Origin of the sequence: Lentzea indica (assembly GCF_012184385.1) — a bacterium.
Lineage (GTDB): Bacteria > Actinomycetota > Actinomycetes > Mycobacteriales > Pseudonocardiaceae > Lentzea > Lentzea indica.
This window is the reverse complement of sequence record NZ_VSRL01000108.1, coordinates 1-15,239: the sequence shown is the minus strand read 5'-3', so window position 1 is coordinate 15,239 and position 15,239 is coordinate 1. Positions and strand designations below refer to the sequence as shown.

The 15,239-nt window shown below is 68.5% G+C and carries 19 protein-coding genes; 12 read left to right on the top strand and 7 right to left on the bottom strand.

Features of this window, described 5'->3' with window-relative positions; translation table 11 throughout:
* Position 1 precedes the first annotated feature (1 nt).
* Together FXN61_RS26665 and FXN61_RS26660 are read right to left on the bottom strand one after the other, a co-directional pair.
* On the bottom strand, positions 2-922 hold the full coding sequence (locus FXN61_RS26665) for an epimerase (RefSeq protein WP_167976766.1): 921 nt from the start codon (positions 920-922) through the stop codon (positions 2-4).
* Between the two features lie 47 nt (positions 923-969).
* Entirely contained in the window at positions 970-1,842 is an 873-nt protein-coding gene (locus FXN61_RS26660) for an SDR family NAD(P)-dependent oxidoreductase (RefSeq protein WP_312878010.1), read from the bottom strand.
* Positions 1,843-1,893: 51 nt separating this feature from the next.
* On the opposite strand from FXN61_RS26660, the gene FXN61_RS26655 reads away from it, so the two are divergent.
* The 8 genes from FXN61_RS26655 to FXN61_RS26620 are packed head-to-tail and all read left to right on the top strand — an operon-like array spanning position 1,894 to position 9,768.
* On the top strand, positions 1,894-2,520 hold the full coding sequence (locus FXN61_RS26655; RefSeq protein ID WP_167976765.1) for a TetR/AcrR family transcriptional regulator: 627 nt from the start codon (positions 1,894-1,896) through the stop codon (positions 2,518-2,520).
* Between the two features lie 54 nt (positions 2,521-2,574).
* Positions 2,575-3,603: a substrate-binding domain-containing protein gene (locus tag FXN61_RS26650; protein ID WP_167976764.1), complete on the top strand. Its 1,029-nt coding sequence runs from the start codon at positions 2,575-2,577 to the stop codon at positions 3,601-3,603.
* A gap of 33 nt (positions 3,604-3,636) precedes the next feature.
* On the top strand, positions 3,637-4,935 hold the full coding sequence (locus tag FXN61_RS26645) for an ABC transporter substrate-binding protein (protein WP_188135517.1): 1,299 nt from the start codon (positions 3,637-3,639) through the stop codon (positions 4,933-4,935).
* The gene (locus FXN61_RS26640) at positions 4,932-5,807 is read left to right on the top strand and encodes a carbohydrate ABC transporter permease (RefSeq protein WP_312878009.1); all 876 of its coding nucleotides are present in this window, start codon (positions 4,932-4,934) and stop codon (positions 5,805-5,807) included. Before FXN61_RS26645 ends, FXN61_RS26640 begins: the two co-directional genes overlap by 4 nt.
* The gene (locus FXN61_RS26635; RefSeq protein ID WP_167976762.1) at positions 5,807-6,634 is read left to right on the top strand and encodes a carbohydrate ABC transporter permease; all 828 of its coding nucleotides are present in this window, start codon (positions 5,807-5,809) and stop codon (positions 6,632-6,634) included. Before FXN61_RS26640 ends, FXN61_RS26635 begins: the two co-directional genes overlap by 1 nt.
* Positions 6,631-7,581, top strand: a complete 951-nt coding sequence (locus tag FXN61_RS26630) for a hydroxyacid dehydrogenase (RefSeq protein WP_312878008.1) — start codon at positions 6,631-6,633, stop codon at positions 7,579-7,581. Before FXN61_RS26635 ends, FXN61_RS26630 begins: the two co-directional genes overlap by 4 nt.
* Positions 7,578-9,257, top strand: a complete 1,680-nt coding sequence (locus FXN61_RS26625) for a DUF2264 domain-containing protein (RefSeq protein WP_312878007.1) — start codon at positions 7,578-7,580, stop codon at positions 9,255-9,257. The genes FXN61_RS26630 and FXN61_RS26625 overlap by 4 nt, the downstream gene beginning before the upstream one ends.
* 31 nt (positions 9,258-9,288) lie before the next feature.
* Entirely contained in the window at positions 9,289-9,768 is a 480-nt protein-coding gene (locus tag FXN61_RS26620; RefSeq protein WP_167976760.1) for a hypothetical protein, read from the top strand.
* Here FXN61_RS26620 and FXN61_RS26615 read toward each other — a convergent pair.
* The 3 genes from FXN61_RS26615 to FXN61_RS26605 form a co-directional block, all read right to left on the bottom strand.
* Positions 9,743-10,156 (bottom strand): class I SAM-dependent methyltransferase, encoded by a 414-nt coding sequence (locus FXN61_RS26615; protein WP_167976759.1) that lies wholly within the window; start codon positions 10,154-10,156, stop codon positions 9,743-9,745. The two genes, FXN61_RS26620 and FXN61_RS26615, sit on opposite strands and share 26 nt — an antisense overlap.
* A gap of 62 nt (positions 10,157-10,218) precedes the next feature.
* On the bottom strand, positions 10,219-10,626 hold the full coding sequence (locus FXN61_RS26610; RefSeq protein WP_167976758.1) for a VOC family protein: 408 nt from the start codon (positions 10,624-10,626) through the stop codon (positions 10,219-10,221).
* 88 nt (positions 10,627-10,714) lie between these two features.
* Complete coding sequence (locus FXN61_RS26605; RefSeq protein WP_167976757.1) at positions 10,715-11,860, bottom strand: acyl-CoA dehydrogenase family protein; 1,146 nt, start codon at positions 11,858-11,860, stop codon at positions 10,715-10,717.
* 94 nt (positions 11,861-11,954) lie between these two features.
* On the opposite strand from FXN61_RS26605, the gene FXN61_RS26600 reads away from it, so the two are divergent.
* The 3 genes from FXN61_RS26600 to FXN61_RS26590 all read left to right on the top strand — a co-directional run bounded on the left by FXN61_RS26600 (position 11,955) and on the right by FXN61_RS26590 (position 13,598).
* Positions 11,955-12,635 (top strand): winged helix-turn-helix transcriptional regulator, encoded by a 681-nt coding sequence (locus FXN61_RS26600; RefSeq protein ID WP_223165612.1) that lies wholly within the window; start codon positions 11,955-11,957, stop codon positions 12,633-12,635.
* 126 nt (positions 12,636-12,761) lie between these two features.
* The gene (locus FXN61_RS26595; protein WP_167976756.1) at positions 12,762-13,202 is read left to right on the top strand and encodes a DoxX family membrane protein; all 441 of its coding nucleotides are present in this window, start codon (positions 12,762-12,764) and stop codon (positions 13,200-13,202) included.
* Positions 13,203-13,346: 144 nt separating this feature from the next.
* Positions 13,347-13,598 carry a hypothetical protein gene (locus tag FXN61_RS26590; RefSeq protein ID WP_167976755.1) on the top strand — a complete coding sequence of 84 codons (252 nt, stop codon included), beginning with the start codon at positions 13,347-13,349 and terminating at the stop codon, positions 13,596-13,598.
* On the opposite strand, the gene FXN61_RS26585 is transcribed toward FXN61_RS26590, so the two are convergent.
* Entirely contained in the window at positions 13,556-13,933 is a 378-nt protein-coding gene (locus FXN61_RS26585; protein WP_167976754.1) for a PH domain-containing protein, read from the bottom strand. The genes FXN61_RS26590 and FXN61_RS26585 overlap by 43 nt on opposite strands.
* Before the next feature lie 122 nt (positions 13,934-14,055).
* On the opposite strand from FXN61_RS26585, the gene FXN61_RS26580 reads away from it, so the two are divergent.
* Positions 14,056-14,544, top strand: coding sequence for an SgcJ/EcaC family oxidoreductase (locus FXN61_RS26580; protein WP_167976753.1), 489 nt, complete (start codon positions 14,056-14,058; stop codon positions 14,542-14,544).
* Here FXN61_RS26580 and FXN61_RS26575 read toward each other — a convergent pair.
* Positions 14,525-15,239: sensor histidine kinase (locus tag FXN61_RS26575; RefSeq protein WP_223165611.1), on the bottom strand; the 715-nt coding region annotated here is incomplete at its 5' end. The two genes, FXN61_RS26580 and FXN61_RS26575, sit on opposite strands and share 20 nt — an antisense overlap.

Here is a 15,239-nt window from a genome sequence, read left to right as displayed (position 1 = left end):
CTCACCTCCTGCGCTCAGCCAGATTCTGCGCCGCCTCCCGCCAGTTCGGGAAGTGGAACTCGAACCCGGCCTTCGCGAGCCTCCCAGGAACGACCCGGCGGCTCTTGAGCAGCAGCTCGGTGTCGCTCCTGATCGCGAACGCCCCGATCTCGGCCATCCACCTCGTCGCCGGCAGCCCCACCGGGCTGCGCCACACACTCCTCAGCTCTCGCATGAAGTCCTTCTGCGGCAGCGGGCCCGGCGCCGCGAGGTTGACGGCGCCCTCGATCGGTTCCCTGATCAACAGAGCCACCGCCCGCACGAAGTCGTCGTCGTGGATCCACGACACGTACTGCCGCCCGCCCGCGACAGGCCCGCCGAGCCCCAGCCGCGCCAGCCACGACAGGTAGTCGAACACACCGCCCTTGTCCGGGCTCATCACCATCGCCGCTCTCAGCGCGACCTTGCGGGTGTGCGGTGTGTCGGCCCGCTTCAGCTCCGCTTCCCACCGCTTGGCGATCTCGACGCTGTACGCCCAATACCCCGGCACGTCCGGTTCACGTCCGCCGATGATCCCGTTTTCCTCGTCGTTCGCCGCGTCGAACCGATGCGCGTAGATCGTCGCCGTGCTCATCTGCAGCCACACCCGCGGCGGCCTGGATGCCTGGGAGATCGCCTGCCCGACCACCCGTGCCGAGTCCACCCGCGACCGCATCATCTGCTGAAGGTTCTCCGCCGTGTACCGGCAGCTCACGCTCCGCCCCGCCAGGTTGACGACGACGTCCGAGCCGTCGATCTCGGCAGCCCAGTCACCGAGGGTCCTGCCGTCCCACCGCACGCCGCTGCTCCGGCTGATGATCACCACTTCGTGGCCCGCCGCTGTGAGTGCGCGCCGCAGCACGCCACCGACCTGGCCGGTGCCGCCTGGAATCACGATCTTCATGTCGCCCCCTCGCCGCCGAAGCTAGCGCGGTGAAGCTGAGAGCGATTTCAGGCAGGCGTCACCGCCTTCGGGTGGTGGCGGCGCACGGTGGCGGCGATGACGCGGTCGAGCATCCGGTCGGACAGGATCCGGGTCAGACGGGTGAGCAGCGCCGCGTCGAGGCCGATGGTGTAGCGGGTGCGCGGTTTGCGGGTCGTCACGGCCTTCGCGATGACCTTGGCGGCGGCGTCGGCGGTGACGCCCGATGACGTGCCCGAGTCCATCAGGGAGTTGATCGCCTTGACCAGGCCGCCGTAGCGCTCGTCCTGCTCTGGCGTCATGCGGGCGGCCAGGTCGTTCGCCGTCGCGATCCCGCGGGTGGCCATCTCCGTGCGGACGCCGCCCGGCTCGACGACGACCACCTGCACGCCCAGGGGCGAGACCTCCCTGCGAAGCGAGTCGCTGACCGCTTCCAGGGCGAACTTCGTGCCGGCGTACGCGCCGTAGGTGGGCATGGCGGCCTTGCCGCCGACCGAACTGATGTTGATCACGCGTCCCTTGCCGCGCAACAGCGCGGGCAGGAGTGCCTGGGTGACGGCGACGTGGCCGAACAGGTTGACCTCGAAAGTCCGCCGCCACTCGTCCATCGGCAGGGCTTCAACCGGGCCGTTCACCTGGATGCCCGCGTTGTTGACGAGCGCGTGGAGCGGCCGCGGATCGGCGTCGACCCGCGCGGCGAGCGCCGCCACGTGCTCGGGCCTGGTGATGTCGAGGATGACCGGCACGACGCCGGTCGATCGGATGGCGTCCGCGTCGCGGTCGCGTCGCACGCCGGCCAGGACGTGGAATCCCTGACGAGCCAGTTCGCGGGCAGCGGAGGCGCCCATGCCCGTGGAGGCTCCGGTCACGACGACCAGACGGCTTTCAGATGACGTTGTCACCTCAACGACGCTACCCGCCCAGATGACACTGTCAACTGTAGGGTGAACGTCATGGTCACCCGTGCGGAGTCCGCCGCCGCCACCCGCCGCGCCCTGCTCGACGCGGCCGCCGAACTTCTCGACCTCGGCGGTCCCGAAGCAGTCACCTTGCGCGAGGTGGGCGCGCGGGCGGGCGTCACGCGGGGAGCGCCGTACCGGCACTTCGCGGACAAGGACAGCCTGCTGACCGCCGTCGCGGCCGAGCGGTGGGAACAGATCGCCGGCCAGGTGCACGCCCTGCGGATCGACCCTGCCCTGTCCGCCTCCAAGAAGCTGCGCCGCGCTCTCCACACCCTCATCGACGTCGGCAGGGATCAGCCGCACGCATACCAGATGTTGTTCAGGTGGAACGGAAAACGTGCCGGGCAACTCGAGCGGCTCCACCGTCAGCTGTGCGGGCCGGAGGGTGATCCGGAAGCGGCCGACCGTGCGGCCGGGCGCTTCCAGGACGAGTTCCTTGCCATCGTCGCCGCCGTCGCGGGGGAGCGGAACGCGCAGCACTACGGCGCCCTGCTGCTGGCCGGTGCCCACGGCGTTGCAGGCATGGAGCACAGCGGTCATCTCGGCGCGGACAAGTGGCGCACCACCGCCGACGAGCTCGTCGACACCCTCGTCCGCGTGGTCGTCACGGCGCAGTGACCGTTCCCCGCGTTATGCTCCCGACGAAACGCTCAAACGAACAGACGGAGAGCCATGCGTGAGCCCAGCGAGGCGCGGCGGCAGCGGATTCTGGCCGTCATCGCGTCGCGGGGCACGGTCAGGGTGAGCGATCTGGCCGGCGAACTGGACGTTTCGATCGTCACGATCCGGCGCGACGTCGAGGAGCTGGCGCGGCTGGGGAAGCTGCGCAGGGGGCACGGGGTCGCGCGGTCCTTGGCGCCGTTCGAGCAGCCGGTGCACGCGGAGGCGCCGAACGGTGCGGTCGCGCTGGTCGTGCCGGAGCGGCACACGTACCTGTACGAGACGATGAACGGGGCCCGCAAAGCGCTCGAAGAAGCGGGCATGCGGGTCGTGCTGCACATCGCGCCGCAGGTCAAAGGCGCAGAGAGACCGATCGTCGAGCGAGCGCTCGCCGAACCGGTCCAAGGTCTCCTCATCGCGCCGCGCTGGCGGACCCAGGAAGAGGAAGCGGCGGACGACTGGCTCGCCGAGACCGGGGTACCGACCGTGCTCATGGAGCGCAGGCCGGGCGGGCCGCTCAGGGCGATGAACTCGGTGTGCTCGGACCACTGGTATGGCATGCACCTGGCCGTGAAGCATCTGACCGATCTCGGTCACCGCAGGATCGTGCTGGCCGCGCGTGACGACAGCCCGACGGCCAGGGCGCTGAGGAAAGCGTTCAAGGAGATCTCCGCGGACCTCGAGGACGCGATCACGGTCAGGAGCACATCGGAGACCGGACTGGTCGGCATCCTCAGGGCGCATCGGGCGACGGCGACGATCCTGCACGGCGACGAGGACGCGTTGATGCTGGTCCAGCAGCTGATGGATGCCGGTATACGAGTGCCGGGGAGATGCTCGGTCGTGGCGTACGACGACGTGGTCGCGGCGCTCGGCAGCATCCCGCTCACCGCGATCGCGCCGCCGAAGACCGAGGTCGGGAAGGTGGCGGCACAGCTGCTGATCCGGCAGCTGCAAAGCCCAGGTCAGAGCGCGGAACGCGTCGAGCTGCTGCCCGAGCTGAAGGTCCGCTCATCGACTGAGCGTTTGACCGTTTCTTGACGGTAAACCGATCAGGCGATCAGGATGCGAGCCATGCGCCTGAGTCGTCGCACACTCCTCGCGGCGGGTCTCACGGCACCATTGGCGGCCTGCTCCACTCCGCAACGCCGCGGTGCCGGAGGTCCGGTAGAGATCACGTTCTGGTCGGCCCTGCGCGGTAGCCAGCAGGTCGTCGACGCGTTCAACTCCTCGCAGAACCGCATCAGGGTGATCTTCCAGCAGATCCCCTCCGGCGGGCAGGGCGGCTACGCCAAGCTCAGCAACGCGGCTCGCGCCGGCAACGCACCGGACGTCGCCACCATCGAGTACCCGCAGGTGCCGGGCTTCGCCATCGACGGCGTCGCCCGCGACATCACCGACCTCGTGACCGACCGCGTCAAGCAGAAGCTGCTGCCGCAAGCGCTCAAGCTCACCACGTTCGACAACCGGGTGTTCAGCGTCCCGCTCGACATCGAGCCGATGGTGCTGCATTACCGGGTCGACCTGTTCGAGGCCAACGGCTTCAAGATCCCCGAGACCTGGGACGAGTTCGCGGACCTCGCGAGAACCGTCAGGGACAGGTACCCGGACAAGAAGCTCACGCTGTTCCCCACGGACGGCGCGATGCAGTTCGCGTGCTTCGCCTGGCAGGCCGGCGCGAAGTGGTTCGACACCAGCAACGGCAAGTGGCACGTGTCCCTCGCCGACGAGCCCACCCAGAAGGTCGCCGCTTACTGGCAGAAGCTGATCGACGACGACGTTGTCTTCCGCAACGCGAGTGACAGCAAGCAACACGACGCCCAGGTCGGCCAGGACCGCGTGCTCACCAGGCTGAGCGGCGCGTGGGACGCGGGCGCGCAGATGCGGGCCAGGCCCGCCCAGAAGGGCAAGTGGCGCATCGCCCCCATGCCGATCTGGGACCGACCGGTGGTCGGCACCCACGGCGGCTCCACGTTCGCGATCACCAAGGACTCCGGGGAACCCGAGGCCGCCATGGAGTTCATCGAGTGGCAGACCACCCACCCGGACGCGCTCACCGCACGCCTCAAAAGCGGTACCAGCAGCCAGTACCCGGTCGCTCCCGGCCTCGTCGAAGCCGGGGGCAAGGCGTTCCCCGGCGAGTACTACGGCGGCCAGGACATCTACAAGCTCTTCAAGCAGGAGGCGGACAAGATCCGCGACGGCTGGGTGTGGGGCCCGCGGATGACCGCCACCCAGAAGGTCATGCAGGACGGGTTCGCGAGGGCCGGCGCCGGTGAGGGGACGCTGATCGACGCGGTGCGGGAGGCCCAGAGCGGCACGATGCCCGACCTCAAGGCCCTCGGTCTGTCCACAGAGGAGGGTGCACGGTGAAGGGCAAGCTCGCCTGCGCCATCCTGATGGCACCGTTCTTCCTGCTGCTCGTCACGGTCTTCCTGATCCCGACCGGCACGGCGATCTGGTTGAGCTTCTTCGCCGCGGACCAGCCGGGACTGGGCTTCGGCCCGGAACGCACGGTGTTCGTCGGCCTGCGCAGCTACGTCGCGGTGCTGAGCGACCCGACGTTCCTCAACGGCCTCGGCACCGTGGTCCTCTACTGCCTGATCTACATCCCGCTGATGGTTCTCGGCGCGCTCGTCCTCGCGCTGCTGCTGGACTCCGGTGTGGCGAAGCTCAGGAGCTGGGCGCAGATGAGCCTCTACCTGCCGCACGCCGTGCCCGGCATCATCGCCGCCCTGATCTGGCTCTACCTCTACACCCCCGGCCTCAGCCCGATCATCGACCTGTTCGCCAAGGCCGACATCCAGATCAACTTCCTCGGCATCCACACCGTGCTGCCGTCGATCGTGAACATCGCACTGTGGAGCAACCTCGGCTACAACATGGTGATCTTCTACGCCGCGCTCCAGGCCGTGCCGCGCGAGGTCCTGGAGGCATCGGTGGTCGACGGCGCCGGCCCGGTCAAGCAGGCCGTCCGGATCAAGACACCGCTGGTCCGCGGCGCGATCGTCACGGTCGGCATCTTCACGCTCATCTGGGCGCTGCAGCTCTTCACCGAACCGGTGCTGCTCAGCCAGTCGACGCCGATGATCAGCGCCAGGTTCTCGCCGAGCATGTACATCTACGACGCCGCCTTCACCCGCAACAACTACGGCCTCGCCGCGGCCGCGTCCGTGATCCTGCTCGCCTTCACGATCGCGCTGTCCTACGGCGTCACCCGCTGGACGAACAGGAAGGCCGCCTGATGACCCTCCTCGGCCGCACAACGGTCAACGTCGTCGTCGGAATCTCGGTGCTCTACACCCTGCTGCCGGTGATGTGGCTGGTGCTCGCCGCCACCAAGGACGTCGACGCCCTGTTCCGGAGCGACCTGTTCGGGGACTTCTCGTTCGTCGAGAACGTCAAGAACCTGCTCGCGATGGACAAGGGCCTCTACGGCCGCTGGTACGTCAACAGCCTGCTGTACGCGGTGATCGGAGCGGCGGCCAGCGCGTTCATCTCGATCGCGGCGGGGTACGCGTTCGACAAGTACTCGTTCCGCCACAAGGAGAAGCTGTTCGGTCTGGTGCTCGCGGGGGTCATGGTGCCGCAGACGGTGCTGGCGCTGCCGCTGTACCTGATGGCGTCGGAGGCGGGGCTGGTCAACACCTTCTGGGCGGTGTTCATCCCGGCGCTGTTCAACCCGTTCGGCGTCTACCTCGGCCGGATCTTCGCCCAGGGCTACGTGCCGGACGAGGTGCTGGAGGCCGCGCGCATCGACGGCGCCGGCGACCTCGCCACCTACTTCAAGGTCGCGCTGCGGATGCTGGGACCCGCCATGGTCACGCTGTTCCTGTTCCAGCTCACCACGATCTGGAACAACTTCTTCCTGCCCATGGTCATGCTGTCCGACCAGAAGCTGTACCCGGTCAGCCTGGGCCTCTACCAGTGGAACAGCTCGGCCACCGTCTCGCCCGAGTACTACCCGGTGGTGATCATGGGATCGCTCTTCGCCGTGCTGCCGCTGATCCTGGCGTTCATGCTGCTGCAACGGTTCTGGAAGGCAGGTATGACCGCGGGAGCCGTCAAGTGAAGGCAGCGGGCGTGATGTCGGCAGACGCCGCGAACGCCATCCTCCTGCCCGTGCTCGATGATCTGAGGGCGGTCTGCGACTTCGGCCCGGTCACTCAAGATCTGACCCAACTCCCGGACGTCGACCTGCTCGTCACCGGTTGGGGCTGCCCGCCGATCACCGGGGAAGTCCTCGCGAGGCTGCCCAGCCTCCAAGCGATCGTGCACACCGCCGGATCGGTCAAAGGCTTCGTCACCGACGCGTGCTGGGAGCGAGGCATCGTGGTGTCCTCGGCCGCGCAGGCCAACGCGATTCCTGTCGCCGAGTACACCGTCGCGATGATCCTGCTGAGCGGCAAACGCGTGCTCGAACGTGCGCGCGAGTTCAAGGCCGTCAAGCGGATCGACCACTACGAAATCCCGCTGACCGTGGGCAACTACGGTGCCACGATCGGCATCCTGTCCGCGTCGATGATCGGCCGCCGGGTGATCGAGCTGCTCCGGCCCCACGACGTCCACGTGCTGGTGCACGACCCGTTCGTGACCGAAGTGGACGGTGCCGAGTCCGTGAGTCTCACCGAGTTGTTCCAGCGGAGCGACGTGGTCAGCGTGCACACGCCGTTGCTGCCGGAGACCAGGGGACTGGTGAGCCGCGAGCTGCTGGGGTTGCTCAGGGACGACGCCGTGCTGATCAACACCGCCCGCGGTGCCGTCGTCGACCAGGACGCGCTCGCCAGCGAGGCCGGCAGGATCCGGGCGGTGCTCGACGTGACCGACCCCGAGGTGCTGCCCGCGGGCCATCCGTTGTGGCGCAACGACAACGTGCTCATCACTCCGCACCTGGCCGGGTCGCAGGGCAACGAGTGGGGCCGTCTCGCCCGCCACGCCGTCGCGGAGGTCCGCAGATGGGCGGACGGCAAGCCGTTCCAGACCCCGGTGCCCGCGGAACGAAGGGAACGCATCGCGTGAGCTACAGCCGTGAACAGTGGGTGGAGACCGCGGACTCCCTGCTGACCGCCGCCTGGCGCTACGCCTCGCCGGACCAGGCTTTTCTCGACCTGCCGGGCAGGCCGTCGCGCAGTGGGGTCCGCAGTGACGGCCTGGAGGGCTACGCCAGGACGTTCCTCGCCGCCGCTTTCCGCACCGCGCACGGTGACGACCCGCACAACTGGCTGGAGCGTTACGCCGCCGGTCTTGCCGCAGGCACAAAAGGGGAGTGGCCGGAGATCTTCGACGTCGGGCAGCCGATGGTGGAGTCGGCATCGGTCGCACTCGGCCTGAGGCTGACCAAGCCGTGGCTCTGGGACAAGCTCCCGGAAAGCGTGCAAGACCGGACGGAAGCGTGGCTTCGCGGGGCGCTGCGGCACGTCCCGGCGGCGAACAACTGGTACTTCTTCCCGTACACCGTGGCCTCCTTCCTGGAAGCGGCAGGACGCGGCGACGATGAGACCCGGCAGGCGAAACGCCGGGCGATGGAGCTGCTCCATGGCTGGTACCGCGGCGACGGCTGGTACTCCGACGGCGACGGCCGCGCGTTCGACCACTACAACGGCTGGGCGCTGCACCTCTACCCGGCGCTGGACGCGTTCCTCGACGGAAAACCGATCACCACGCACCTCAAGGAACACCTGGAAAGCTTCCACCTGCTGTTCGGCGCGGACGGCGCACCGGTCTACTTCGGACGGTCGCTGACCTACCGGTTCGCCGCCGCCAGTGCGATCGCCCTCGGCGCGGTCACCGGCGAGACACCGCTCAGCCCCGGTCACTCCCGCCACCTCATCGGCACCACGCTCAAGTACTTCCTCGACAGGGGCGCGCTCACGGACGGCGTGCTCAGCCTCGGCTGGCACGGGCCGCACGAGGCCAGCCTCCAGCCCTACTCGGGACCGGCCTCGCCGTACTGGGCGTCGAAGGCGTTCGTGTGCCTGCTCGCGGGCCCGGACCATCCACTGTGGACAGCGCAGGAGGAGCGCCAGGACGAGAACCGCACGCTCGCACTCCCAGGCCCGGGTCTGCTCATACAGCGGCACAACGGCGTGACCAGGCTGCACAACCACGGCAGCGACCACGTCAGGCCGTTCGAGGGCGAGCACGCGACCGAGGACGACCCGCTCTACAGCCGCTTCGCCTACTCGACGACCAGCGGCCCGACGTCGAAGCACAACGTCCCCGACAACCACATCAGCCTCGTGATCAGGGGCGACCGCAGTGTGCGCAGGCGGATCCACCCGCTGGGCGCGCGGGACAACTGGGCGGCGTCCTGGCACCGGCCGGTGTTCGACGCGCACCAGCCGATGGTGCCGGGCCTGCGCATCGAGAGCGTCACGGCCGTCTGGGACGACCAGGAACTGCGCATCCACCGCGTGATCGGCGCCCCTCCCGGCACGAGGGCCGAGCTCACCGGCTGGGCCACCGACCTGCCGTCCCCGCTGGTCGGCGTTCGCGGCTGGACCGGCGCCGACCGGCGGACAGCGCCGCAAGGTACTGCTTTCACGGGGACAGCGAGCGTGCCCACGCTGACCGCCGACATCGAGGGCACGGTGACCCTCGTGGCGGTCGCGGTCCTCAACGGAACGGTGGCGGACGAGGACTGGGAAGCCAGGACCGCCGAGATCCTGAGGCTGACCCTCGACGGTGACGGGTAACGCGGCGACAGCGGGTGGCCGATGTACCGGTGTGCGCATCACCCTCCTCGCCGCCGCGTTCCTGCTCGCCGCGTGCACCTCCACACCGGAGGCGGCCCCGACGCAGCCCCCGGCCGCCCCGACCACCGCCGAGCAGCCGCCCGGCAACGGCCCGAACTGCGTCAACGCCAACTCGTCCGTCGTGGGCAAGGCGCTCGGCCTGCGCCTGCAGGGACAGCAGGAGACCGTCGAGAAGACGGTCATCACCTGCAAGTACGTCGGGCCGGGCATGCCGGTCGAGGTCCGGTTCACGACGAACGCGACAGCCGCGTCGTTCGCCAAGGGCAAGCCGGAGAAGGCCAAGGCCGTCGAGGGCTTCCTGGACGAGGCTTACGAGGCCACGGCCGGTGGGTCGGAGACCACCCAGCACACGGTGGCCGCGCGCAAGGGCAAGACCCAGATCGAGGTGGTGTCGCCGGTGGGTGTCGAGCCGGCGAAGAAGCTGATCAGCGAGCTGCTCGGGCGGATCTAGGCTTCATCTGGACCGGCGCGTCGAAGAACGACAGCACACGTGCGCCCGGCGCGAGCCACGGGCGCAGCAGCTCGTGCGCACGGCTGGGATCACGGTGGAACAGCCCGACGCGCACGGCGAACACCAGGTCGAACCGCCGGTCGCCGAGGTTCATGTCCTCCAGTGACGCGATGATGAACTCGGCCTTGCCGGTCGCCACGTACTGGGCGTTGCGGCGGGTCGCGGCCTCGATCATCTTCGTGGAGCGGTCGATCGCGGTGAGCGTGCCGGTGGTCAGCAACTGGCACACCATCGTGGCGGCCACGCCCTGGCCGCAGCCGATCTCCAGCACCCGCTCGTCGGGACGGATCGCGAGTTTGTCGACCACCGTGCGCAGACGCTCGCTCATGGTCCACATGATGCGTCAGCGCGGCGGGCGGGGCCACCACCGCGGCCCCGCCCATCGGTTCGTCAGCCCAGACCGCCCAGGTTGACCATCCAGCTCACACCGAACTTGTCGGTGAGATCGCCGTACTCGTCGCCCCACATCTGCTTCTCCAGCGGCGTACCGATCTTGCCGCCGTCGGCGAGCTTGGCGAAGTACTCCTTGAGCACCTCTTCGTCGCCAGACAGGGAGATGGTGATGGTGTCGCCGGGGTTGTAGGGCATGCCGGGCGGCGTGTCGGAGGCCATCAGCGTGTAGCCGGCCTCGGTCTCCAGCTGGGCGTGCATGATCTGGTCGGCCTGCGGCGAGTCCTGCATGCCGAACTCGCCGAAGGTGTTGATCTTCAGCTCGCCGCCGAAGATCGACTGGTAGAACTCCATCGCCTGGCGCGCTGTGCCGTCGAAACGCAGGTACGGGTTGAGGCGAGTAGCCACCGGAATCGCTCCTTAGGAAGAGACGGACCCGCATCCTCGCAAACCCTTGGGACGCCTACAACTTGAACTTCAGCCTGAGAAGGGAGTGCTACTCCGTGACTCCCGGATCACCCTGTGCGACCTTGCCCGCGTACATGAGTGTGGCTTCCGGGGTGAGCGGGTGGAACGTTCCGGCGCGCACGTCGCGGTAAGCGCGTTCCAGCGGTGAACGCTTGAAGTACGACCGTCCACCGAGGACCTCCATCGCGATGTTCACGACCTCGACGGCCTCGACCACGGCCTGGCGCTTGGCCAGCATCACCGTGGTGGTCGACTCGGCGTTGGCCGTGTAGTCGTCGCCGAGCTCCTCGATCGAGCCCATCAGCGACCACCACGCGGTGCGCAGCTTGTAGTCCATCAACCCGATCTGCCGCACGGCGTTCTTCGACGTCGACCGCACGGCCACGTCCCGCGCACCGGCCGCGATGCCGAAGTACGTCGCCGCGCACACCGGCGCGAAGTGGACGACCGCGGCGAACAGAGGCGCGCCGAACTCCCCGTACGGCCGGCGCGCCGCGATCTTCTCGGCAGGGATGAACACGTCCTCGAGGACCACGTCGTGGCTGGCGGTGCCGCGCATGCCGAGCGTGTCCCAGGTTTCCTCGATGCGGACGCCCTCGGCGTTGAGAGGCGCGCTGAAGTGCAGGACCTCCTCGCCGAGGACGGCCGAGGTGGCCACGACGTTCGCCCGCGGCGACTGGCTGCAGAACGCCTTGCGCCCCGACACCAGGAACCCGCCGTCCACCGGCGTCGCCGTGGTCGTCGGCCACAGCCAGTCCGAACCACCGCTGGTGGCGATGACCAGCCCTTCCGCGGCCACGCGCCGCAGCACGCCCTCCGCGTCCGGCGCGCCCTTGCGGCGTCTGTACGCCTGCATCAGCGTCAGATACAGGTGCATGGTGACGGCCAGCGCGCTCGCGCCGTCGTGCCGGGCGAGCTCGGCCTGCGCGTAGCAGACCTGGCGCATGGTGGCGCCGAGACCGCCCAGTTCCTCGGGTACGGCCAACGCCAGATAGCCCTCCTCGCGCATCGCCTCGTAAGACTCGCTCACGAACGTCGCGTCGCGATCGTGTTCGGAGGCATGGGAAGCGGCGATCGCGCCGATGCGGGCGGCCATCTCCACGAACGTCGCGTCGTCGTCTCTGGTGACGGTCGGGAACGTGCCGGTCACCCGTGGTGTCTCAAGTGTTGTCATGCGACGAACGTAAGAACAGCCGGGCGCCGCAGGTAGTTCTGAAAGTGAACCGGACGGCGGTAACGAAACCCCCGCGGCGACGGAGACTTCCCCTGTGAGGACGTATGCGCAGTACTGCCCGATCGTCCGCGCCGTCGAGGTGCTGGGCGACCGGTGGACGTTGCTGATCGTGCGGGACATGCTCATCGGTGCCTCGCGCTTCAACGAGATCGCCCGCGGTCTGCCGGGACTCTCGCGCGCCCTGCTGTCACGAAGGCTCAGGCAGCTCGCGACTGCCGGTCTCGTCCAACGCACGGGTGACGGCTACACGCTCACGCCGTCAGGGCAGGCACTGCGTCCCCTCGTGTTCGGCCTCGCAGACTGGGGCGCCCGGTACGCGTTCGGCGACCCTCGCGCCGAAGAGCTCGACCCCGAGGTGCTGATGTGGTGGATGCACGGCCGCGTCGACACCGGCACGCTGAGCCGCCGCGCCAACATCGAGATCCGCATCAACGACCGGCGCCGCACGTTCTGGCTCGTCGTCGAACCCGGTGACGCATCGGTCTGCTACACCGACCCCGGCCTGGAGGTCGACGCGGTGCTGGCGTCGGACCTGGCCACGCTCTACCGGATGTGGGAGGGCGAGTTCGAGCTGCTGGACGCGGTGCGCGCGGGCACGATCGAGCTGACCGGCCAGCGCTGGGTCGTGCGCGGCCTGCCGGAGTGGCTGAAGCTCAGCCCGGTCGCCGACACCGTCCGTGCGGCCCGCGGCGACGTGAGCTCGTCGCTGGCCTGAGCGCTCGACCAGGCAAAAGGGGTAGTGGCGGAACTTTTGAAGATTTTTCTTGGGCTCGTGTCGATCCGCGGTGGTGGCCGTTCGACGCATCAGTGAACGGACACGAGAGCCCAGGAGGAACACGACATGACTGCCACCGCTACCGCCCCCGCCGCCCGCGTTGCCCGCAAGGTCGCCGTCGGCCGCTACGCCACGATCGTGACCCGCGTGCTGGTCGGCCTGCTGTTCGCGACGACCGGGTTGAACGGGTTCCTGAACTTCATCCCCGCACCGGATGCCGCCACGATGGCGCCCGAGGGTGTGGCGTTCTTCGCGGCGCTGCACGCGACCGGCTACATGCTGCAGCTGGCTTCGGGTGTTCAGCTGGTCGCCGGTGTGCTGCTCGTCGTCGGCCGCTACGTCCCGCTGGCGCTGGCGATCCTCGCTCCGATGGTCGTGAACATCTTCCTGTTCCACGTCTTCCTGGAGCCGGCCGGTACCGTCAACGCGGTCATCCTGGTCGCCGCCGAGATCGGGCTGGCGTGGGCGTACCGCGACAAGTTCCGCCCGATGCTGCAGGCACGCTAGACCCCACAAGCGAAATCCCCCGCAGGCCACGTGCCGCGGGGGATTTTTTTGTTGCCAGGCCAAGATTTCAGCCTCGCGCATGTCGAAACCCGACGGTGTGGTTCGACGTATCAGTGAAGGCGAAATCGTTGGAAGGGAACGGAAATGTCCACCACCCGCTGCGCCACCGTCATCATGCGAGTGCTGGTCCGCAGCCGGGTCGCGCCCGCGATCCTGACCGCGCTGAACGTCCTGCTGGACACCAGCCACCTGGTCACCGCGATCGTCGTGGTGCTGGCCGAGATCGCCGTGGCGCTGCGCTCCCAGACCTGGCCGCCGAGCCACACGGCGGAGACCAGGGCGGTCTCAGAGGACTACCGCGCCACGAACGCCGCCAGCAGCGCCTGCACCTCGTAGACGTCGACGCCCTTGCCGAACTGCTTGGAGATCGGCGCGTCGCCGCTGGAGACCCAGATCTTCAGCTCCGCGTCCATGTCGAAGTGGCCGGCGGTCTCGACGGAGAACTGGGTGATCGCGCGGTAGGGCACCGAGTGGTACTCGACCTTCTTGCCCGTCATGCCCTGTTTGTCGACCAGGATCAGTCGCCGGTCGGTGAACAGGAACGAGTCGCGCACCAGCTGGTAGGCGGCGTGGACCTGTTCCCCCTGTGCCAAAAGCCGCCCGAACTCCTGCGCGGCCGCCCTCGGGTCGAGTTTCGACGCGTTCCCCATCATTCCGCTGAGAAGTCCCATACGTCCACATTTACCAGGCTTGCCGAAAGCTTGTCCGAACGCTGGACCTCCGCTGTCCGAACGCTTCCCTGCTTACCCCGAAAGTGGATCTCAACAGCCACACGATCGGGAGAACCGAAACGATGCGTAAGTACCTCACCGGCGCCGCCGGACTGGCCGGCGTGACCGCTCTCCTTGTCGGTTGCTCCAGCGCACCAGCGCAGACGGCCTCGAACACCGAGGTGAAGCCGACGGACGACCAGATCAAGGCGCTGTTCACCGACTGGAACGCCGCCCTCGCCACGGGTGACGCCCAGAAGGTGGCCGACCGTTACGCTCCGAACGCGGTCCTGCTGCCCACCGTGTCGAACCAGGTGCGGTCCACGCGCGCCGAGATCGTCGACTACTTCGAGCACTTCCTGCAGGGCAAGCCGAGCGGCACCATCCTCGACTCGCACATCGCCGTCCTCGACGCCGACGACGCGATCGACGCGGGCACGTACCGGTTCGCGCTCACCAAGGACGGCAAGCCGTCCACCGTGGACGCCCGCTACACGTTCGTCTACGAGAAGATCGACGGGAAGTGGCTCATCGTGAACCACCACTCGTCGGCTATGCCGGAGAAAGTCTGATCCGCACGCACAGCCCGCCACCGGCCGGTGTCGCCAGCGACACCGTGCCGCCGTCGTCGGTGACGAGCTGCTTCACGATCGCGAGGCCGAGACCGGACCCGCCCTTGCCGGTGAGGCCCTGACCGCGCCAGAACCGGTCGAACGCCCGCGCGCGATCCGCGTCCGGCAACCCCGGCCCTGAGTCGATGATCTCCATCAGGCCCGGCCGGGTGGTGCGGACCAGGATCGTGGCGCCGTCGGGGGACACCTCGAGCGCGTTGGACAGCACGTTGTCCAGCACCTGCTCGAGGTGCCCCGGCGTCGCGAGCACCCGGATGTCGAATCCCTCCGACACCAGCGAGATCGACCGTTCGTCGGCGGCGGCGCGCCACGCGGTGAACCGTTCGGCGACGACGTCCAGCACCTGCACGGGTTCCGGGTGCGCGACGTTGGCCTCGGCACGTGCCAGCGCCAGCAGACCGTTGACCAGACGCGACATCCGCACCACCTCGGCGGTCGCCATCTCGACGTCCTCGCGGACCAGCGGATCGTCGACACCGTCGGCCACGTTGTCCAGCGACAGCCGCAACGCGGTCAGCGGGGTGCGCAGCTGGTGCGACGCGTCACCGATGAACGCCCGCTGCGAGCCGACCAGCGTGCCGATCGTCTCGGTGGCGGTGTTCAGCGTCCGTGGCCAGCGTGCGGGTCTCCGGAGG